This is a genomic window from bacterium (assembly GCA_021372615.1).
In the GTDB taxonomy this organism is placed as follows: Bacteria; Armatimonadota; Zipacnadia; order Zipacnadales; family UBA11051; genus JAJFUB01.
In genome coordinates this window covers 42,086-62,025 of record JAJFUB010000065.1, presented here as the reverse complement: position 1 = coordinate 62,025, position 19,940 = coordinate 42,086, and the positions used below count along the sequence as shown (strand labels likewise).

The 19,940-nt window shown below is 68.3% G+C and carries 16 protein-coding genes; 10 read left to right on the top strand and 6 right to left on the bottom strand.

What is annotated here, in order from left to right:
• Positions 1 to 465 precede the first annotated feature (465 nt).
• The 4 genes from LLH23_09765 to LLH23_09750 all read right to left on the bottom strand — a co-directional run bounded on the left by LLH23_09765 (position 466) and on the right by LLH23_09750 (position 5,271).
• Positions 466 to 1,677, bottom strand: coding sequence for an ABC transporter permease (locus LLH23_09765; protein ID MCE5238763.1), 1,212 nt, complete (start codon positions 1,675 to 1,677; stop codon positions 466 to 468).
• Complete coding sequence (locus tag LLH23_09760) at positions 1,674 to 2,375, bottom strand: ABC transporter ATP-binding protein (protein ID MCE5238762.1); 702 nt, start codon at positions 2,373 to 2,375, stop codon at positions 1,674 to 1,676. Before LLH23_09760 ends, LLH23_09765 begins: the two co-directional genes overlap by 4 nt.
• 11 nt (positions 2,376 to 2,386) lie before the next feature.
• Positions 2,387 to 4,303, bottom strand: coding sequence for an efflux RND transporter periplasmic adaptor subunit (locus LLH23_09755; GenBank protein MCE5238761.1), 1,917 nt, complete (start codon positions 4,301 to 4,303; stop codon positions 2,387 to 2,389).
• Positions 4,304 to 4,479: 176 nt separating this feature from the next.
• Positions 4,480 to 5,271: a sugar phosphate isomerase/epimerase gene (locus LLH23_09750; protein MCE5238760.1), complete on the bottom strand. Its 792-nt coding sequence runs from the start codon at positions 5,269 to 5,271 to the stop codon at positions 4,480 to 4,482.
• A 141-nt stretch (positions 5,272 to 5,412) separates the two neighbouring features.
• Here LLH23_09750 and LLH23_09745 point away from each other — a divergent pair, with 141 nt between their 5' ends.
• From LLH23_09745 to LLH23_09735, 3 genes are all read left to right on the top strand, one after another.
• Positions 5,413 to 6,429 (top strand): Gfo/Idh/MocA family oxidoreductase, encoded by a 1,017-nt coding sequence (locus LLH23_09745; protein ID MCE5238759.1) that lies wholly within the window; start codon positions 5,413 to 5,415, stop codon positions 6,427 to 6,429.
• A 140-nt stretch (positions 6,430 to 6,569) separates the two neighbouring features.
• Complete coding sequence (locus tag LLH23_09740; protein ID MCE5238758.1) at positions 6,570 to 6,836, top strand: hypothetical protein; 267 nt, start codon at positions 6,570 to 6,572, stop codon at positions 6,834 to 6,836.
• A 2-nt stretch (positions 6,837 to 6,838) separates the two neighbouring features.
• Entirely contained in the window at positions 6,839 to 7,201 is a 363-nt protein-coding gene (locus tag LLH23_09735; protein MCE5238757.1) for a BrnA antitoxin family protein, read from the top strand.
• Here the strand turns inward: LLH23_09735 and LLH23_09730 are convergent.
• Positions 7,188 to 8,552, bottom strand: coding sequence for an SGNH/GDSL hydrolase family protein (locus LLH23_09730; protein MCE5238756.1), 1,365 nt, complete (start codon positions 8,550 to 8,552; stop codon positions 7,188 to 7,190). The two genes, LLH23_09735 and LLH23_09730, sit on opposite strands and share 14 nt — an antisense overlap.
• A gap of 112 nt (positions 8,553 to 8,664) precedes the next feature.
• Here LLH23_09730 and LLH23_09725 point away from each other — a divergent pair, with 112 nt between their 5' ends.
• The 7 genes from LLH23_09725 (at position 8,665) to LLH23_09695 (ending at position 17,804) form a co-directional block, all read left to right on the top strand.
• Positions 8,665 to 12,249, top strand: coding sequence for a heparinase II/III-family protein (locus LLH23_09725; protein ID MCE5238755.1), 3,585 nt, complete (start codon positions 8,665 to 8,667; stop codon positions 12,247 to 12,249).
• Between the two features lie 222 nt (positions 12,250 to 12,471).
• A complete protein-coding gene (locus tag LLH23_09720) occupies positions 12,472 to 12,816 on the top strand; it encodes a hypothetical protein (protein ID MCE5238754.1) in 345 nt (114 codons plus the stop codon).
• Positions 12,817 to 12,846: 30 nt separating this feature from the next.
• The gene (locus tag LLH23_09715) at positions 12,847 to 13,530 is read left to right on the top strand and encodes a PIG-L family deacetylase (GenBank protein MCE5238753.1); all 684 of its coding nucleotides are present in this window, start codon (positions 12,847 to 12,849) and stop codon (positions 13,528 to 13,530) included.
• Between the two features lie 180 nt (positions 13,531 to 13,710).
• Positions 13,711 to 14,739 (top strand): Gfo/Idh/MocA family oxidoreductase, encoded by a 1,029-nt coding sequence (locus tag LLH23_09710; GenBank protein MCE5238752.1) that lies wholly within the window; start codon positions 13,711 to 13,713, stop codon positions 14,737 to 14,739.
• A 79-nt stretch (positions 14,740 to 14,818) separates the two neighbouring features.
• Positions 14,819 to 15,904: a hypothetical protein gene (locus LLH23_09705; GenBank protein MCE5238751.1), complete on the top strand. Its 1,086-nt coding sequence runs from the start codon at positions 14,819 to 14,821 to the stop codon at positions 15,902 to 15,904.
• Between the two features lie 23 nt (positions 15,905 to 15,927).
• Entirely contained in the window at positions 15,928 to 17,439 is a 1,512-nt protein-coding gene (locus LLH23_09700; GenBank protein MCE5238750.1) for a hypothetical protein, read from the top strand.
• A complete protein-coding gene (locus LLH23_09695) occupies positions 17,436 to 17,804 on the top strand; it encodes a CoA-binding protein (protein MCE5238749.1) in 369 nt (122 codons plus the stop codon). The genes LLH23_09700 and LLH23_09695 overlap by 4 nt, the downstream gene beginning before the upstream one ends.
• A gap of 59 nt (positions 17,805 to 17,863) precedes the next feature.
• On the opposite strand, the gene LLH23_09690 is transcribed toward LLH23_09695, so the two are convergent.
• Entirely contained in the window at positions 17,864 to 19,933 is a 2,070-nt protein-coding gene (locus tag LLH23_09690; protein MCE5238748.1) for a LamG domain-containing protein, read from the bottom strand.
• Positions 19,934 to 19,940 lie beyond the last annotated feature (7 nt).

The window sequence follows — 19,940 nt, the reverse complement described above, 5'->3', positions numbered from 1 at the left end:
GGCGATGCCGCGAGGTATCGGGCACGGGCGTGGCCCACAACGGTTGCTGTACCGGCTTCACTGTGCCGCGCATCCTGTGTCCTGTGCTGCCGTGATGCCCAAGTCTAGCACAGATGACAGCGTCTGAGGAGTCCCGCCGGCGACTTTCTGAACACAACCTTCAGCGTCCGGGCCGGTGTGCGTCTTTCCCCCCTTCAGGTTGGTCGTTCCGTTCCGTCCGCAGGACGGTCGGCGGAACGCCCGGCGAACGTCTGTGCCCGCGCCGGGCCTGCGGACGGAAGGCATTTCTGAGCAAGAGGGGGGCGCTCCTTCCCGGCGTTGAAACGCCGGGCTGAGGGGCGGTGTTGTGCACCGCCGAGCGTCCTGCGGACGCCACGACCCCCGCCCCGCCAGACCTCTCCGCCCCAGGCCACCAGCCGGCAACCAGGAGTCACGCCCTGGCCTGTGGTCTAGGAGCTGGGGCCGTCACTCGTAGCGCAGTGCCACGATTGGGTCCATGTCCGCGGCCTTCTTGGCGGGCCACAGACCGAAGAAGATGCCGACCACGCCGGCGAAGAGGAAAGCCTCGACGATGGAGAAGGGGGAGATGATCGTGGACCAGCCCGCGCCGCTGCGGCCCAGCAGCACCGACACCCCCACCCCGACGATCACCCCGATCAGGCCGCCGATGACGCTGAGCACCAGCGACTCGATCAGGAACTGGGCCAGGATGTCCTTCTTGCGGGCGCCCACGGCCTTGCGGACGCCGATCTCGCGCGTGCGCTCCGTGACCGACACCAGCATGATGTTCATGATGCCCACACCGCCGACCAGCAGCGATACCAGGGCGATGCTGCCCAGCAGCTTGGTCATGGTCTCGCCGGCCTCGGCCATGTCCTGGATGAACATGGACTGCTTCATGATGTTGAAGTCGTTGGGCTGGCCGGTGCGCAGCTTGTGGCGGCGGCGCAGCAGCACCTCGATGCCGCGCTCCACCTTGTCCACCGCGTCCGTGCTGACCGCCGAGACGCCGATGCCGGTGAGATGATCCAGGCCCAGGACGCGCTGCTCCACCGTCGTCAGCGGCGCGAGCACCTGGTTGTCAGGATTGCCCCAGGACCCGCCCACCTCGGCCGCCGTGCCGATCACCTCAAAGGGCAGACCCTTGAGGCGCACGACTTCGCCGATGCAGGGCCGGCCGTAGAATAGCTCGTCCACGACTTCCTTGCCCAGGACGCACACCCGGGCGCGCCCGCGGATCTCCGTGTCGGTGAAGAACCGCCCCTCCGCGACCTTCCAGTTGCGGACCTCGGGGTAAGGGGTGGTGCTGCCGATCAGGCGCGTGTTGGTGTTGCGGCTGCGGTACTTGGCCTGCACGCGGCCCTGCACCTCCGGCGACACACCCCGGATGCCCTTCACCTTGGCCTGAATCTCCTTGGCGTCCTCCTCCTCGAGGTTGATGACCGTGATCTCACTGCTCACCCCACTGCGCCGTGAGGGCCCGGGGTTGACCATCAGCAGGTTGGTGCCCATCCGCTCGATGCGTTGGAGCGTCTCCTTCTTCAGGCCCTGCCCAATGGCGACCACGATGATGACGGCGGCCACGCCGATGATGATGCCCAGCATCGTCAGGAAGGATCGCAGCTTGTTGCCGATCAGCCCGCGCAGCGCGACGCGGATCGCCTCGGTGATGTTCATGCCTCGCCTCCCCCTCCTCCGTTCCCGTTGGACACGGCGCTGTCACTGACCACCCGGCCGTCCAGGAACTCCACCAGGCGCCGGGCCCGGGCCGCCACGCGTGAGTCGTGTGTGACCGTGATGAGGGTGATGCCCTGCGCATTGAGCTCGCAGAACAGGTCCATGATCTCGCTGCCGGTGTGGGAGTCCAGGGCGCCGGTCGGCTCGTCGGCGAGAATGAGCGCGGGTTTGAGGACCAGGGCCCGCGCAATCGCCACCCGCTGCTGCTGCCCGCCGGACAATTCGGTGGGCCGATGATGGGCCCGGTCGGCGAGGCCGACGCGGTCCAGGGCCTCGTGCGCCGGCCCCAGCCGGTCACTCGCCCCGGCGTACAGCAGCGGCAACTCCACGTTCTGCAGAGCCGTTTCGCTGGGCAGGAGGTTGAAGTTCTGGAAGACAAAGCCGATGTGGCGGTTGCGGATCTGGGCCAGACGGTCATCCGACAGCGTCTCTACCGTCTCGTCCTTCAGGCGGTATGAGCCGCTGGTCGGGCGGTCCAGGCAGCCGATGATGTTCATGAAGGTGGTCTTGCCCGAGCCCGAGGGGCCCATGACGGCCACGAAATCCCCGGCGGCGATGTGCAAGTCCACCCCCGCCAGGGCGTGCACGGTGGCGTCGCCGATGCCATAGGTCTTCACCAGCGCAGAGACATTGATCAGCGGTTCCGCCACTAGCGGCCTCGATTCCGGAACTGCATCATCATGCGGCCCTTGGTGCGCTGGTTCTGCTGGTCCTTGCTGCCCTTGGCGCCCTTGGCGCCCTTCGCGCCTGACATCCACGGGAACTCGGTCCCCGGCGGCGGCGGGATGACCACCGTCTCGCCTTCCTGCAGACCGGACACGATCTCCGTGTCCTCCCAGTTGCTCAACCCGACCTGGACTTCGCGCGTCTCGGTCTGCCCATTGGCGCCCATGACGTCCACGCTCGCCTTGCCCTTCGACCGCGTAATCGCCGTATCCGGCACGACGAGGACCTGCTTGCGCTCGGCGACGTGCACCGTCACATCGGCGGTCATTCCCGGCCGCAGCTCGGCCGGCGGGTCGTCAATCTGCACCCGCACCTGGAACCGCACGACGTTCTGGTCTTCCTGCCCCATCGGGAAGATCTTGACGACATGGGCAGGGAGCTTGCGGTCGGGCAGCACCGAGGCGGTCACGTCCGCTGACTGACCGACCTTGACGCCCGCCATGTCGGCCTCATCCACCTCGGCGAGCACGAACATCTGGCTGATGTCGGCGATGGAGACGATGCCGGTGCCCTCTTTCAGGGCCGCTGTGCCGGCCGGGACGACGCTGCCCTCTTCGACGAACTTCTGCATGATGACGCCACTGCGCGGGGCGTAGACGTTGGTGTAGCTCAGGTCAGTCGCGGCCTCGCTGAGCTGGAGCGTCTGCTTGCGCAGGTCGGCAAGGGAGGCCCGCACGGACTGGCGGCTGGCGGCATCCTGCAGGCGGTTGGCGCGGGCGGCCGCCAGGGCCGCCTCCGCCTGGCGTACCGAGGCCTGTGCCGCCTCCAGTTGCTTCTGCCGCACTTGCACGTTGTTGCGCTGCGCCTTGGCCGTCTCCAGGGCGGCGGCCGCCTCGTGCATGGCCTGTCGCGTGGCCTCCACGTCCCCCTGCTTGAGCTGCACCTGCACCGTGTTCGCGTTGGCGGTCCGCAGGGAGGCCTCAGCCCGCGCCGCCTCGGCCTCGGCCTGGGCGATTTCCTCGGGGCGGTTGCCGGCCTGGAGCAGCTTGAGCGCTTCATCGGCCGAGTCCCGCTGCGCGACCGCCTGGTCGTAGGCCTTCTGCGCGTCGTCGGTGGCCTGGCGCGACACGAACCCCTTCTCCAGCAGCGCGCGCTGGCGCTTGAGCGTGGCCTCGGCGTTGCGCACGGCGGCCTCGGCGTTGCGCAGCGCGGCCTGCCCCTGCGCAATCTCCTGGGCGCGCGGGCCGGCCTTCACCTTCGCCAGGTTTTGCCGCGCGGCTTCCAGCGCGGCCTTGGCGCTGGCCACCTGGGCGCTCTGCAACTCGGGCTCGGCTTCGGCTTCGGCCTGGGCCTGGGCATAGCGCGCGCGGGCCGCCTGCAGGCTGGCCTCGGCCTGCTGGACGGCCTGCTGCGTGGTCTGTCGGTCCTGGCGCAGTTGTTCGGCGACCTCCGCCACGCTGGCCCGGGCAGCCTCGACGGCCGCCACGGACTTGGTGATGTCCGTCGAGGTCTTCGTCACCTGCAGGGCCGCGTCCAGCTTCGCCTGGGTGGCCTTCGCCCGGCCGGACGCGACCGTGGCCGCCGCCTGGTCTACCTTGCTCTGAATCTGCGTCGGGTCAATCTGCGCCAGCAACTGCTGGGCGCGGACGACGTCCCCGGCCTCGACAAAGAGCCGCTTGATCTCGCCGCCGGAGCGCGACTTGACCTCCACCGTCGTCAGCGGCTCAAGTACGCCGCTGGCCGAGACGGTGACCGCCAGGTCCTTGCGCTCGACCGTGGCGGTCTCGGTTTCCGGCTCCTCGGCCTCCGCCTTGGCAGCCGCTGACTTGCGCCAGAACCATATCCCGCCCCCGATGACGGCGACGAGGATGATTGCGGCCAGGATGCGCTTTCGTGTCATGTACGCTCACCTGTGGGGTTGAGGGCCCGGGCCCGGCGCCCGATCACGATGGCTGCTACGGGGCGCTGCCCGGTGCGGGCGGCACAACTGCTATGTACATTCGCCTCCCCCCCCGTGGAGACCTTTGACACCTAAACAATTGTGTTTGTTTCACAGCGGACCTGCGGGGCAGGCAGCTACAGCCCGACTGTCGCCCGCACGTGCTCGCGCGAGGTGCGCAGGATCTCGCGCAGGTCGCGGTCGCGCGGCACTCCCGGGGGCGTGGCCAGCTCCACCACGAAGTCGCCGCCGAAGCCGATCTGCTCCAGCACGGTCTTCAGGTGCGGGTAGTTCGCATCCCCCTCGCCCAGGGCGAAGGTGCGGCTGCCGCCCAGGTGGTAATCGCGGATGTGCAGCATCACCAGCCGGTCGGCGTGGGCCCGCAGGAACGCCTCCGGGTCAATCCCGCCGAAGCGGAGCCAGTCCAGGTCCGGCCCCAGCGGCAGCAGGTCGGCCGGCACATGGTCGATGACGAACTGCACGTCCGCTATGGGCTCGCCGTGGGTGTGGTAGTTGAGCTCCACGCCGCGCGCCTGGCACATCTGCGCCAGCTCCGTCCAGGCCCGCACGACCTGCGCGCTCTGCGCATCGGTCCGTTCGGCGGCGCGCACGCCGGTGGCCGTGAACCCGCACTTGGGCGAGTCCAGCCGGGCCAGCTTCTGCGTGTACTCGTCCATCTTGCGCCGCAGGGCGTCCCACTCGGCCGCATCGGTCAGGTTGCCCCCGTTCGAGCCGCCGATGATCTGCAGGCCCGTGCGCTCCTGCGCCGCCATGATGGCCTCGTACCAATCGGGGCGCTCGAGCATGGGGGCGTGGATCTCAATGGCCGGGTAGCCGCAGTCGGCCACCATATCCCAAACCTCGTCGAGTTGTGCGGCTTGGTCGTACCCGTACTCGCTGAAGACATAGACATGGCAGCCCAGGCGCATGGCATGGCTCCTTCTCGTGGGTTGGCCGGTTGGGGGCGGTGGCCCCCTCTGGGATCAATTCCGCGCGCAGGGGGGCTGTCCTGCAGAGGGAAGACCCCGCCGGGCAGTGAACCCTTCGGCTCTCAGAGAGGAGTGACCAGCATGTCTGCCAAGATCGGTGTCGCCATCAACTCCTGCGGGATGGTGGCCTATGAGCACGCGCGGGCCTATCTGCGCGATCCGCGGTGTGAGATCGTCGGGGTAACCAGCCGCACGCGCGCCAGCGCCGAGAGGTTCGTGGCCGAGCTGGGCCTGGATTGCACGATCTACCCCGACTATGAGGCACTGCTCAGTGACTCGCGCGTGCAGGCCCTGTCCATCACCTCCCCCAACTTCTGCCATGCCGCCGAGGCTGTCGCCGCGGCCCGGGCGGGCAAACACATCCTGCTCGAGAAGCCCCCGGGCATCCACCACACGGAGCTGGACGAGCTGGAGCAGGCCCTGCGCGGGTCGGGCCTCACGACCCTGTGCAGCTTCGTGCTGCGCTGGAACCCCCTGGTGGCGAACCTCACCCGCCTGCAGGAAGCGGGCGCCTATGGCGAGGTCTTCTTCGTGCAGACCGACTACTGGCACGGGGTCGGCGAGATCATCAGCGCCGACCGCTGGCTGGCCCGGCGCGAGTTCACCGGCAGCGCCGTCCTGGCCGGCGGCAGCCATGCCGTGGACCTCGCCCGGCATCTCGCCGGCGACATCGTCAGCGTGAGCGCCTACGCGACGCATCGCCTGGAGGGCTTCGACTACGACACGACCATTTCGGCGGCGCTGAAGCTGGCCAGTGGGGGGGTGGGGCGCATCTCAGTCTGCTTCGATGCGCCCGGACCGTACCAGTTCAACATCGAGGTGATCGGCAGCGAGGGCATGAGCCGTCAGGACCGCTTCTGGAGCAAGCGCGCCTTCCCGGCGCAAAGCGACTGGGTCAGCCTGCCGTGCGTTACCCCCGACAGCGGCGCGGTGTCCCACCACCCCTTCACGGCTGAGATCGCGCACTTCCTCGACCGTATCCAGGAGGGCCGCGACGGTGACCCAAGCGTGCCGCATGCCATCGAGACGGCCCGGGTGTGCCTGGCGATAGACGAGTCGGCGGCCCAGGGCGGGGCGCCGGTGGCGGTGAAGCGGTAGCGCCGGTATGTATTGACATCTACGTATTGACGTTTGTGTATTGACATTGTGCAGCACAGCGGCTAGACTGCACATACGGGGGACGAGACATGAGTCCGAGGGTCGTCGAGTTCCGGATTTCCGCGGGCGCCGCCAGACACATGCTGGAGAAACACGATGTGACGGTCGAGGAGGCGCTGGAGGCGGCACATAGCACGGAAGTGTGGATGTCGGTGCACTCGGCGCCGGATGGCTCGCGCAACTGGACGCCGGAGCCGCGGTATGGTATTCCCGGCAAGACTGACGATGGACGACGTCTCTGGGTGATCGTCGCCCATGAGGGTCGGGGCGTCGGGCGTATCCTCACGGCTTTCGAGCCCACCGGGGCCGCAGCGAAGGCCAGGCACCGCCGAATGAGAGGCAATTGACGATGAGAAGGGATATGGTCACGCGGGAGCCAAAGGTGCTGCCCAACTTCGCGTCCGAGGAAGAGGAGCTGCTATTCTGGGACACGCACGACCCCTCGGAGTACTTCACGGTGAAGGCCGACTTCGTCTTCCACGTTACCAACCGCCCCCGCAAGCGGATGCTCTCCATTCGCGTGGATGACGAGTTGCGCGCCGACCTGAAGGCCATCGCGGAGGAGCACGACGTGCCCTACCAGGCCCTCATGCGCGAGATACTGCGGCAGGGCGTCAAGAGCTTCAAGCGCGCCGCGGCGATGAAGAAGCGTGGGGCGGCCATGAAGAAGGCGGCCGCCAAAGAGGCCAGGGCCGCCGCTACTGCGCCCTGACCAGCTCGTAGTGCAGCGTCTGGGGCTGGTTCAGTTGCCACAGGGACTGCTGCAAGGTGTCTATCTGCGCCCGGATGCTGGCCAACTCCGGGCGCGTTGCTTTGTAGACCTTGATCTGGCCGCTGAAGTACGGCCTCATGCTCTCCCCGACGCGTTCGAGGAAGCTGGCAAAGCAGGCGTCCACCGCCGCCTCGTCATCCTCGTTCACCTTGCCGGCCACCAGGATCGTGCGTATCTGGGCGTACGTGCGAATACGCACCTCCAGCGCGGAGCGTTGCTCGTTGGCCTGCCAGAGCTTCCAGGCCTGCTGGTACTGCGGCGTCTTGTCGTTGCGGGCCAGGTTGATCCCCGCCGCCAGAGCGGCGGCGTCGTAGCGACCCACTTCCTGCCCCTCGATCAGCAGCCGGTACTCCCCCGCCGGTAGCGTGGCCATCAGCTTCTCCTGGTCCAGATCGGCCTCCAGCGGGACCAACGCCAGCGCCGCGTGCGCCGAGGCCTCGATGGGCCACGGCAGCGCCTTGGCCAGGCAGTCGAAGCTCACGCCCTCCGGCGTCTGCTTCAGGTTCGTGACCGTGGCGTTGTCAGCCGTCACCTTGGGCCCGTCCACCGACACTTTGGACACCAGCGCCGGGGCGCCCTGAGCCCGCAGCACGGTGTAGGCGATGACCATCATGCCGACATCGCCCGGGTGCACGCGGTCCGGACCGATGATTGTGAACTTCGGATCGGCCTTCTGGTGCTCCAGGTTCAGGGCCGTCATCGGCCCGTTGAGGTCAATGACCGCGCCGCCGTACTTGGCGGCCAACTCGGCGCCGAAGCGGCCGCACTGGGCTAACGCCCCGTTCACACCCGGGAAGTTCTCGGACTCCAGTTGCGCCGTGTCGTCGTATGGTGAGGGGGTGAAGAACCACAGCTTCTTGACGCCACCGGCCTGCAGCTTCGCGGCCAGCTCGTCCATGTTCTTGCGGTAGTTGTCCAGGGCCGTCTGCCGGGCCGCGATCGTGCGCTCGTCGGCGTTTACCTTGTAGTAGCCCCGGCCCACGTCGTTCATGCCCAGGAAGATGACGGCGGCGTTGGGCTGGTTGGGCAGGATGTCCCAGTCCAGCCGCCGCAGCGCCCCACCAGCCGAGTCGCCGGCGATGCCCTCGTTCACGAACCGCACCTGGCGGTCGGGGAAGCGCGTGAGGTAGTACGAGTACACATAGCGGTGCCACTTGCGGCCATGGGTGATGCTGTCACCGATCAGGGCGACGACGTCACCGGACTGGAACTGGGGCGCCGGGTCGGCGGCATACGTCAGCGTCGAGGCGAGCGAGAGCATGGCGAGCACCACCGGGAGTGCGCGAGGCATGGATGGGACCTCCGGAAGCATCTGCAGGCGACGGCTCACCCATTTCGCCGGGGAGGGGCCGATCCCTTGGAGGGCGAACTGCCGCGCAGCCTTGCCTTTGGGGAAGGAGCCCATGGAACGCCTCCTGCTCGTGATCTGTCTGGCTCTGCTCGTGGCCCTGCCGCTGTGGGCCAAGGACCGCCGCACGTTCTACGACGAGGCCTTCATGGCCGGCTTGAAGCAGAAGCTGGAGACCCAGCAGTGGGCCCGGGACCAGGCCGCCGGGGTCGTGAAGGCTTGCGATTGGCTCCGGCAGATGTCCGACCAGGAGCTGTGGGACTTCATCCCGCCGCCCGAGCAACTCCGTGCCATCAATGTCTGCATCGCCCACGACTGCCCCGTCTGCGGTGATGAGGTCAACCGCCGGGCCGGGCACTACCCGTGGCTGATGAGCCGCGAGCGGCCCTTCAAGGTCGAGTGCCCCGTCTGCCACGGCGTCTTCCCCAAGAACGACTTCCAGCCCTGGAACACCGAAGGCCTCAAGGGCAAGCCCGACGAGGGCCCCGAGCCGACCGACCACGGCCTCGGCTGGCTGGACAAGCGGGACGGGCGGCGCTACTTCTTCGTCCCCTACTATGTCTTCTGGCAGCGCTGGAACCGCGACATCCTCGGCTCCCTGAACGCCCTCAGCCAGGCGTACCTCGTCAGCGGCGATCCCGTCTATGCCCACAAGTGCGGCCTCATGCTCGCCAAGATCGGCAGCATGTACGACCGCTTCAATTACCCGGAGCAGTGCTACCACGAGGGCCGGTTCGGGGTGAACGGCCGCATCTCCGACTACATCTGGAGCACCGGGGATGACAGCCGGATCACGCTGGCCTACGACGGCATCGTCCCCGCCCTGGCCGGGGACGCGGAACTCGCCGCCTTCCTGAAGGCTCGCGGTGTGGACGACGCTCGCAAGACGATCGAGGACATGCTGTTCATCATGGCCAGGGACGTGATGCGCGGCTATGTGGCCGGCAACATGGGCATGCACCAGATCACCCTGGCCAACCTGGCCATCGTGCTGGACAACCAGGACGCCACGCGCGGGCCGACGACCAAGGAGATGGCCGACTGGCTGATGAGCGGGGGCGGGCGGCTGGAGGACCTGCTGTGGAACGGCTTCCAGCGCGAGGGCATCGGGGCGGAATCCGCGCCGGGGTACTCGACCGGCTGGGGCGTCCACTTCTATGAGGTCGCCGACCTGCTCCCGCGCCTGGGGCTGGACATCTGGGCCAACCCCAAACTCCGCAACATGGCCGAGATCGGGCCGAATCTCGTCGTGGCCGGCAAGTGGTGCCCCTCCATCGGCGACTCCGGCGGCTCCAAGGGCGGCGGCCCCGTGGCCCTGTCGGCCGAGCTGCAGGGCCGGGCCTTCATGCACTACGGGGAGGCGAAGTATGCCCGCCTCCTCAAGGACATCGGCGCGACCTCCCGCAACCTGTTCCACGACTACTTCGATGAAGCCAAAGCCATGCAGGCCGCCGACCAGGCCGTCCCGACCCCGGCGCTCAAGACGCGCGACCTGGGCGGCTACGGCTGCGCCCTCCTGGAGGCCGGCAGCGGTGACAACCGGCGCGGCCTGAGCCTCTACTATGGCGACGCCACCGGCGGCCACGGCCACGCCGATCGACTCAACATCGAGATGTTCGCGCTCGGCCACGCGGTCCTGCCCGACGACGGCTACCCGACACCCTTCACCCGACCCGACTTCTACGAGTGGCGCCGCGCCGATACCGTGCGGCACTACTGCGTGATGGTGGACGAGCTGCCGCAACTGACGTACTACCGCGGCGCGCTCAACACACTCCTGGGCACGCCGCAGGTGCAACTCGTGGACGCCTCGGCCGACAATGCCTACCCCGGCCGCGTCTCACTGTACCGCCGCACCAGCGCGCTCATTGACCTGTCGCCCGAGCGCTCGTACCTGCTCGACATCTGGCGCGTGCGGGGCGGCAGCCAGCACGACTGGTGCTTCCACGGGCCGATCGTCCCGGAGTTCGCGATCCAGGGCGGCGCGCTCTCGGCGCCGCAGAAGCAGGGAACGCTGGCCGGCCCGGACGTGCCCTACGGCAAGCGCCCGCCGGAGCGAGCGGCCCAGGGGGATGTGGCCGTGTCGCTGGCAGACGCGACCGGGGTCGTGACAGGGACTCGTCCCTACGGCGAGATGGGCAAGGAGGGCTTCACGCCGCACGTGCAGGGCGTGGTGACCTACAAGATCGGCAGCGAACTGACCGCCAGGCTGCCCTCGCTGCCGCCCGGCAAGTACAAGCTGCTGGCGCAGTTCTGGGACCACAAGCCCTCCACGAGCGACCTGGAGCTGACCATGGGCGGCGCCACGATCCCCTTGAAGATCACCACCACGGACCGCAAGGACTATACGTGGATGGGCCAGATCGTGGAGCTGCCGCAGGTGGCTGACTCACTGAAGATCAAGGTGCTGACGAGCAGCCAGAACTACGTCATGCTCAACCGTCTGGTCATCAGCAGGAACCTCGACGCCGCGCAGCCGACGTCCACCCTCAACGTCAGCAGCGGCTTCCAGGGCCTGTTCAGTGTGCAGCGCATGAAGCCGGCCGGCGTCACGTTCCACGACGGAGAGAAGATGCCGGCAACACCGGACTGGACCGCCAACTGGCGCGATCCGGCAGACGACCTGAACGTCACGCTGCACGTCCCGCAGGGCAGCACGCAGGAAGTCATCGTCTGCGACGGTGAGCCGGAGGCCCAGCCGGGCAACCCGCGCACCATCAAGTACCTCGTCGGGCGCAACAAGCCGACCGAGTCCGGCATGGTGTCCAGGTACGTGGCCGTGGTCGAGCCGCACGTGGGTGCCGCCGCCGTGCGGCAGGTCGCGCTGCTCTCCGCCAAGGACGCGCCGCCCGAGTCGGTCGGCGTCATGGTCCAGCGCGAGGGCGAGACCGACCTGGTCCACAGCGCCCTGGACGGCTCGGCCGAGACCGCGTGGTCCGGCGGTCCGACGCCCTTCGCGGCGCAGGCGGAATTCGCCCTCGTCACGCTGGATGCCGAGGGCGTCAAGCGCGCGATGCTGGCCAATGGCGGCAAGCTCTCCTGCGGCAAGTTCGCCCTCCAGGCCGCCCCCTGTCCGCAGGGCAAGGTCGTCAGTGTGGACTTCGCCCGCAACGAAGTGACGCTCGACGTGGCGCTGCCTGAGATGCAGCCCTTCCTCGACCGCGTCATCACCTTCGGCAACGACCTCGCGCGGTGCAGCTACACGATCAAGTCGGCGCGGGTGGAACAGGGCCGGACCATCGTCGGCTTCGGGGACATCCTGCCGATCGTGCGCATGGACGCGGTGAAGGCGCTGGATGAGGCTGCCGGCACGGTCGAGGCGGTGGGCCCGCTGTCGGGCTACGGCAAGATCCAAAATGACCAGCAGCAGGGCCGCTGGCTCTACAACGAGGACAAGTCGCAGGCGCTGCTGATCGAGTCGGTGAGTGGCACGAGGCTGAAGCTGCGCACCGGGGGCCAGAAGCTGGCCGACCTCTACAAGGACGCCAACGGCGACGGCCGCAACCAGCTCTGGGTCATGGACATGGGCCCCGGCGACACCTGCCGCATCCCTTGCGCCACCTTCGTCACGCGCCTGCGCCCCGGCGTCTACCAGGTGGACACCATGACGAAGGCCGAGGTGTCCGTGCCGGAGAAGTAGGCGGGCCGGGAGCGCGGGATGAGGGGATGAGGGGATGAGGGGATGGAGGGATGGAGGGATGGAGGGATGGAGCCCCTTGGGAGGGTAGTGCGGGCTTCCAGCCCGCCTAGGGCCCCACGCCCCGACCTTCGGCGGGCTGGAAGCCCGCACCACAACTGAAAGCCCGCACTACGCCAGGACTCTCACTGCTTCATATTCACACTCAGGCCCAGGGAGACAACCATGCCGACGCTGCCAGCCGATTGCGCGAACTACGAGCTGAACCTGCAGATGTGCCCCTGCACGAACACTGACTGTGGCAACCGCGGCATCTGCTGCGAGTGCGTGCAGGCCCACTACGCCGCGGGCAAGCCCAACGCCTGCATGCGCGGGGCCAAGCGCAACCCCGACACGATGGGCCTGGCGCTGCAGGCGGCCAAGACGTGCGCGACCAACCAGGCGCGCAACAAGGAGTTCTGCAAGTGCACCTACGACCCGTGCGAGCGCAAGGGCGTGTGCTGCAGTTGCGTGCGCAACCACTTCACCGTGGACGGCACCGGCCGTGTGGCGTGCATGAAGTTCGGGTAGGGGGGGGCAGCCCCCGCATCGGAGACCTGTATGAACTACCGCCGCGTCATGGTCTTTGCCGCTCACCCTGACGATGAACTGGTCATGGCCCCGAGCATGGCCAAGATGGCCTCGCTGGGGGTGGATGTCGTCATCGCCCTGATGACCGACGGCTGCGAGGGCTATCCGGACCCCTCCATGCGCGACAGCATCGTAGAGCTGCGCCGCCAGGAGGCTGTCGCGGCCGACGAGGTCATGGGCACGCGCCGGATCAGCTTCGGTATCCCCGACATGGGCCTGACCAATGACAAGGAGACGTTCCTGCGGGTGCTGGCGGCCATCCGCGCCGAGCGCCCCGACGCCATCTTCACGCAGGGCTCGGTGGACACCCATCGCGACCACCTGGCGACCCACGACGTGAGCCTGGAGGCAGCGTGGCAGGGCGGCCAGCCCGTTTCGGCCGCGCTGGGCGAGCCCTGGCGCACCCCGCACGTGTGGTACTACAAGAACATGGGCGCCCGCCCGCCGGACCTGGTGTGGGATGTGACGGGCTTCGCCCATGTGCGCCAGTTGACGCTCGCCACACAGACCTCCCAGCACGTGCTGTTCGGCCGCGACCGACAGAGCTTCGTGGACGAGGCGGAGGCCATCCGGGCGACCAACGCCCCGGCCTCGCAGAGCTTCTGGGTCACCGGCAAGTCGGTGCTGCACGATTTCCCGGACGTGACGCGGTAGGGCGTGCTGAGGGGGGCAGCCCCGGGGCCCAGTAGGGCAGGCGGCCTCGCCTGCCCGTTCCCATCGCGCGCGGGCGAGGCCGCCCGTGCTGCTGGCCCGACATGACCGATCACGCGACAGAGCACTGGCACGGCTGATGTGCCTGCCCTGTCACTCACCCACCACCACACGAGGCATGACATGCATCGAGCCATGATTCTGGGCTGCGGGGCCCGCGCCCACTGGCACGCCTGCGTCTATCCGCAGGTCGAGGGGATGGAACTGGTCGCCTGCTGCGAGCTGGACCCCGAGCGCGGGCAGGCCTTCGCCACGGAGTTCGACATCCCAGCCGTCTACCAGGACTACGCGACCGCGCTGGCCGAGGCCCGGCCGGAGGTTGTGCACATCGTCACCAACCCGACGCGGCGTGTGGCCGAGGTCGAGGCGGCCGCGGCGGCGGGCGTTCGGGCCGTGATCCTCGAGAAGCCCATCGCCATACGGCCGGGCGACCTGCGGGCGCTGGCGGACATCGAGCGGCGCACCGGTCTGCACATCCTGACCAACAGCCAACGGCGCTACTTCCCCGAGGCCACGAGCGGCGAGCTGCACGCGATCATCCACGAGCGCCTGGGCGACCTGTACTTCGTCCGCTGCAGCACCCGGGGCAACCTCATGGGCATGGGCCCCCACCTGATGGACTGGCTGCTGTGCTTCCTGAACGAGGCCCGGCCGGAAGCCGTCTGGGCCATGGGCTACGGCCGCAGCGATGAGGGCTACCAGCGCACCCACCTCGCCCCCCAGCACCTGCTGGCCGAGTACTGGTTCCCCGGTAACGTCCGCGTGGTCTTCGACTGCGACCCCCTTGCCGTCGGTACCCCCGGCGACGCGCGGGGGTTCAACTGCCACCTGGAGTTCCATGGCACGCAGGGCCGGCTGTCGGTCATGCAACTGGCCAGCTACTGGTACCAGACCGCCGGGATGGCCGACCCCGTGCGGCATGAAGCCGATCCGGACAACCACAACCTGGGCCAGCGCGAGCTGACCCGCGCCGTCGTTGCCCTGCTCGAGGAGGGTGTGCCCCACCGCACGCGGCTGGAGATCGAGCAGCCGGTCTTCGAGGCGCTGTTCGCTGCCGAGCAGTCGCTCTTTGAGGGCCGGCGGATTGACCTGCCGGCCGACTTTGACGACGCGGACTGGGAGGCGCTGATGCAGCGCCTCGCGGCCTCATGACCCGCCGGGCAGGATGACGCTTCCGGCCGGCGAACTCTCCCCCGTCGTTACTCCATCACGAACCTGAGGATGAGCCAACATGCTGCACATCGAGGACCCGATCCATGGCGCCGTCGTCAACCGCCGCTGGGGCACGCAGGACGACCAGGGCCTGCGCCTGACCGTTACCGGCAGCGCCCCGCCCCATGGCGCCGTCACCGTCAATGGCGTGCCGGCCAGGGTCGCCAATGGCCGCTTTTGTGCCGAGGTGCTCGTCACCGAGATCGAGCAGGACATTAACGCCGCCTACCACGGCACCTTCGGGGATCAGCAGCACACGGTCCGCATCGTGTGGGACCGCAACTCCCGCCCGCGCTACCGCTTCTCGATTGATGACAACAGCTTCTGGCTGCGCGATGTCTACCAGCAGCAGTATGCCTCGCTGTTCGACTGCTTCTACCTGGACATCCTGCGGGGCCTGCACCGCGAGTATGGCGCCAAGTTCACGCTCAACATCTACTCGCAGACCGATGACAACCCGGACAACCCGTTCTTCCTGGTGGACTTCCCTGACCGCTACCAGGGCGAGTTCGCCGACAACGCCGACTGGCTGGTGCTGGCCTTCCACGCCAAGTCGAACCTGCCCGACCGGCCGTACCAGTACGCCTCGGCCGAGACGCTGCTGGCCGACAAGCACATGGTCGAGGAGCAGATCGTCCGCCTCGCCGGCGAGGCGACGCTGGCCCAGCCGACGGTCATCCACTGGGGCATGGTGCCGCCGGAAGCCTGGAAGGCGATGTACGACGATGGCATCCGCGTGCTCTCGGGCTTCTCCCACCCCACCAGCCGGGGCTACGATGTGAACTACTGGCTCGACCAGGACCGCTCCGAGTGGCTCTTCCACCACGAGGCGATCAAGGACTTCGCCAGTGGCCTGGTCTTCTCGGTCTGCGACATCGTCTGCAACAACACGCCGCTCGATCAGATCGAGCCGACGCTGCAGCCGTCGTACGACAACCCGCGCAAAGCCGAGATCATGGACCTGTTCACCCACGAACAGTACTTCTGGCCCTTCTACACGCGCTACATCCCCGAGCACGGGGAGCGGCTGAACCAGACGATCCGTTGGGTCACCGAACGCGGCTACGAGCCGGTGCTCTTCCACCAGGGGTTCATGGGGATATGACGGCGGGATGGCGGGATGACGGGATGGCGAGAGGCCCCGCCCGTCTGCTGACGGCGGACACCCTCTGGCCGCTGGCCGTCCTCGCCTGCCTGTTCGCCTTCGTCGCCACATGCCCGATCCGCCCGCAGGACTTCTGGTGGCACCTGAAGGTCGGGCAGGAGATCGTCCAGACCCACCGCATCCCGCAGGTGGACACGTTCTCGTACACGATGCCGGGGGCACCGTACCCCTCGTACAACGTCTACTGGCTGGCCGACGTGGCGCTGTACCGCATCCATGCCCTCGGCGGTCCGGCGCTGAGCCTCTTCGCCCACGCGCTGCTCATCACCGGCACGTACCTGCTGCTGTGCCTGGTGTGTCTCCGGCTCGCGGGGAACGCGCGCATGGCGACGGCCGCCCTCGTCGCGGCGGCGGCGCTGGGTTTCGAGAACTGGAACCTCCGGCCCCAGGCCCTCAGCCTCCTGCTCTTCACGCTGACCCTCGGGCTGGTCTACGCCTTCCGTACCGGCGCTCGCACCTCGCGCTGGCGGCTGGCGGCGTTCCCGGCGCTCATGCTCCTGTGGGTCAATTGCCACGGATCGTTCGCGCTCCAGATCGTGATGCTGGCGGTCTGGCTGGTGGAGACGGTCTGGGAGCGATGCCGCATCGGCCCGCGCTCGCGCCGTGAGGTGTGGGCGCCGGCGGTCGCGCTGGTGCTGTCGGCGGGGGCGATGCTGCTGAACCCGCAGGGCGCGGGCATCTTCGCCTATCTGGGCGAGATGGCCGCCAACCCGGCCGTGCGGCAGCTACAGGAGTGGGCCCCGGCCTCGCTGGCGACGCGGGACGGGATCGCCTTCTGGGTCCTGGCGCCGCTGGGGCTCGTGCTCCTGCTGTGGGCAGGCCGGGCGCGCAGTGGTCTGTTCCACTGGCTCATGCTGATTGCCTTCGGCCTGCTCGCCTGGCGCACGGGCCGGGCCATCGTCTGGTTCGGCCTGGTCGTAGCGCCGATCATCGCGGAGCTGCTGCCGCGGGTGCTGGAGCGGCGAGGTCCCTGTCGTGCTGCGCACGACGCCCTGCCGCCCGGCGAACGCGTCGTCCTCGCCGTCCTCATGCTCTGCTTTGCGACGCTGATGGTCGTCAGTCTGCCCTGGTTCAAGGACCGGCTCCCCTTCCCCGCACAGAAGGCCGGCCTCATCTCGGCGGAGACGCCCGTGGCTGCCACGAGCTTCCTGCTTCAGCACCACCTGCCGCCACAGGTCTTCCACAGCGCGGATGACGGCAGCTATCTCATCTGGGCGGCGACGCCGCAGGTCCGCGTCTTCGCCGACCCGCGCATCGAGCTATACCCCGCGCGAGTGTGGGATGCCTACCATGCCCTCTCGCGCGGCGACGCGGGCTGGCAGCGCACGCTGGATGCCTACGGGGTGAACACACTGCTGCTCAGCCGCCGGCAGCAGCCCGGGCTGGTCGCCGCCGCAGCAGCCAGCGCCGACTGGCAGCAAGTCTATGCGGACAGCACCAGCGTCATCTACGTTCGCCGGGGGACGAGGCCATGATCGAGGAGTTGCTGTCTCGCCGCCGCTTCGCCGTCGTCGGCGTATCCACCAACACTGAGAAGTACGGCTGGATCGTCTTCGAGAACCTGCGCTCGCGGGGCTATGAGGCCTACGCGGTGAATCCCCGGCACACCGAGGTCCACGGCCACCCCTGCGTCGCCAGCCTCGCCGATCTCCCCGAGCCCCCCGAGGTGGTTGTCACGGTCGTTCCGCCCGCCGTCACGCGCGAGACGGTGCGCCAGGCGCTGGCCCTGGGGGTGCGGTACTTCTGGATGCAGCCGGGCTCGGAGGACGATGGGGCCATCGCCGCAGCCGAGGCCGCCGGGGCGCGCGTGGTCCACCACCAGTGTATCATGCTGCACTGATGCGTGGGCGGGTGCGTCCTCGCACTCGCGCGGGCGCGAGGACGCGCCTGCCCATGCGCCTACAACTCGTAGCACTTCGCCTGCAACGCCTCCAGCGTGTCGGTCAGTTCGCCGCCCGCGATCTTCCCTGCCGTGCCGCCCAGCCCATCCTTCACCTGGCCCGTCCGCTTCACACCCGGGAGCTTCACCCGCACAGCGCGCCCCTCATACTTCGGGTTCACCACCAGCAGGTAGGTCCTCCCGCCGCAGGCGAAGGGCTGGCGCTGCACGACGACCTCCGGGGTCAGGTTCTCGGGCCGCAGCGCCGCGTGGGGCGATAGCCACAGCCGCTGCAGCCCGCCCAGCTCCTTCATCACCTGCGTCATCTGCGCCCAGAACTCGGGGTACTCCTGGCCAATGTTCACGCCGCGAATCCGCCCGTTGTTGTAGTAGGTGTCATCGAAGGCATAGTACAGCAGCCCACGCGCGCCGGCGGCGAGGGCGAGGTAGCTCATGCAGCGCAGCTCCGCCGGCGTCGGCAGGCGCGGCACACCATCGCCTGACTTCCCGGCCTCCGACACCGCCTTCACGGTGTAGCACTGCAACGCCACCCACACCGGCTTGCGGTCGAACACCGCCGCCACGGCGCCTTCGGTGTACCGGACCACGTGCATCATGTCGGCGGTGGCGTCACGGCGAATGGGGTACGGGTCGCAGGCGAAGACATCGCACGCCGGGGCGTAGCGCATGAACTCTGCGGGCTTGTTGTGCAGCAGGAACTGCAGGTGCGTCGGGTCGGCGGCGGCCCAGTCCTCATAGCGCTTCAGTGTGTCGGCCGGCTGGCGGCCCTCCCCACCCGGCTCGTCGTCCACGTACCAGAAGAGCACGTTGGGGTGGCCGCGGTAGTGGGCGAGCGCGTCCTTGTGGCCGCCGATGGCCACACCCATGATCCCGACCTCCCCGCACTTCTCGATATAGCCGACCCCGTCGCTCGGGCGCTGCCAGCCCGGAGGGAAGGTCGCCGTGAAGGGGATGCCGATGTTCATCCCGCCGTCCCTGATCGTCTGCAGGTCAGACTGCCGCACGTGGTAGGCCCCGAGCGGGAAGAACGGCTTGCCGCCCACGAGGCAGATGTTGTCCGGTGTGAGGCTGACGACGTCCCTGACCGGCGGAGTGAAATGGAACGCCTGCTCCGTCAGCTGCTCACGCGTCTTGTCTGCCCGCAGCGCCGTCACGGTCGCTACGACCTCGCCCGCCGCCAGCCCCGGCGCGGGCACCAGCGCCCCGGCCGCCACCTGGGCCGCAGTCAGGACCTTGTCCACAAGGCTTTTGCCAGCGGCGTCTTTCACCTGCAGAACGTATCCGGTGATGGTGCCGTCAGCGCCCCCGGACACGGGACTGCCCACGAGGAAGGCCGACTGGTAACGTAGCAGGTGGACATAGACATTGCTGCGCCACTTGTACCCGAAGGTCTCGGCGCGGCTGGACAGGCTGATCTCGTCAATGGCCCCCACGAGCTTCTCATCGCCGCCGCCGTAGCTGCGCACCCAGAAGCGGTTGCCCGGCTGGTTGACCTGCACCGGTGACCCGGGCGGCACATCCAGCTCGATGTCCACCTGCCCGTTGACGAACAGGCCGATCTTGCGCGCCGCCCCGTCATACACGAGCGCGAGGTGCGTCCACTGCCCGACGGGGATCTTGGTCTGGCCCGTCAGGTGGTTGGCCTGCGAACCGAGCTGCACGCCCACGTACATCAGGCCCGGCGGACGGATGGTGATGCCGGTGGCGCCCAGTTGCCCGCACACGTCCGCCGTCCAGAAGGGAATCTGCCCGGTGGGCATCTTGTCCAGCCGCACCCAGGCCTGCAGCGTGAAGGCCTGCAGCGGCGGGAAGTTGCCGGGGGTGTTCATGTTGCCATTGCCCTCGCCCCACACGAGCGCCTGGCCGAACTTCCCCTCCGTCCACTGCGCGCCCGTGATCTTGCCGACGTGCCCCTGCCCGGAGGCATCGGCCACCTGCTCACCCTGACCCTCGTCGCAGTGCCAGAGCAGCACGGTCGAGGCGTCCGGTGTGAGGGGGGCGGCGGGAGGTGCGGCATACAGGAGGCACGGCGTCGCTAACAGCGCCAGGGCGAACAGGGACTTTGCCATTGCTGTC

Excerpts from the sequence above, each read along its gene's own strand:
- LLH23_09765 (MCE5238763.1), bottom strand. The coding sequence starts at position 1,677 with ATGAACATCACCGAGGCGATCCGCGTCGCGCTGCGCGGGCTGATCGGC.
- LLH23_09755 (MCE5238761.1), bottom strand. The coding sequence starts at position 4,303 with ATGACACGAAAGCGCATCCTGGCCGCAATCATCCTCGTCGCCGTCATC.
- LLH23_09750 (MCE5238760.1), bottom strand. The coding sequence starts at position 5,271 with ATGCGCCTGGGCTGCCATGTCTATGTCTTCAGCGAGTACGGGTACGAC.
- LLH23_09745 (MCE5238759.1), top strand. The coding sequence starts at position 5,413 with ATGTCTGCCAAGATCGGTGTCGCCATCAACTCCTGCGGGATGGTGGCC.
- LLH23_09740 (MCE5238758.1), top strand. The coding sequence starts at position 6,570 with ATGCTGGAGAAACACGATGTGACGGTCGAGGAGGCGCTGGAGGCGGCA.
- LLH23_09735 (MCE5238757.1), top strand. The coding sequence starts at position 6,839 with ATGAGAAGGGATATGGTCACGCGGGAGCCAAAGGTGCTGCCCAACTTC.
- LLH23_09730 (MCE5238756.1), bottom strand. The coding sequence starts at position 8,552 with ATGCCTCGCGCACTCCCGGTGGTGCTCGCCATGCTCTCGCTCGCCTCG.
- LLH23_09725 (MCE5238755.1), top strand. The coding sequence starts at position 8,665 with ATGGAACGCCTCCTGCTCGTGATCTGTCTGGCTCTGCTCGTGGCCCTG.
- LLH23_09720 (MCE5238754.1), top strand. The coding sequence starts at position 12,472 with ATGCCGACGCTGCCAGCCGATTGCGCGAACTACGAGCTGAACCTGCAG.
- LLH23_09715 (MCE5238753.1), top strand. The coding sequence starts at position 12,847 with ATGAACTACCGCCGCGTCATGGTCTTTGCCGCTCACCCTGACGATGAA.
- LLH23_09710 (MCE5238752.1), top strand. The coding sequence starts at position 13,711 with ATGCATCGAGCCATGATTCTGGGCTGCGGGGCCCGCGCCCACTGGCAC.
- LLH23_09705 (MCE5238751.1), top strand. The coding sequence starts at position 14,819 with ATGCTGCACATCGAGGACCCGATCCATGGCGCCGTCGTCAACCGCCGC.
- LLH23_09700 (MCE5238750.1), top strand. The coding sequence starts at position 15,928 with ATGGCGAGAGGCCCCGCCCGTCTGCTGACGGCGGACACCCTCTGGCCG.
- LLH23_09695 (MCE5238749.1), top strand. The coding sequence starts at position 17,436 with ATGATCGAGGAGTTGCTGTCTCGCCGCCGCTTCGCCGTCGTCGGCGTA.
- LLH23_09690 (MCE5238748.1), bottom strand. The coding sequence starts at position 19,933 with ATGGCAAAGTCCCTGTTCGCCCTGGCGCTGTTAGCGACGCCGTGCCTC.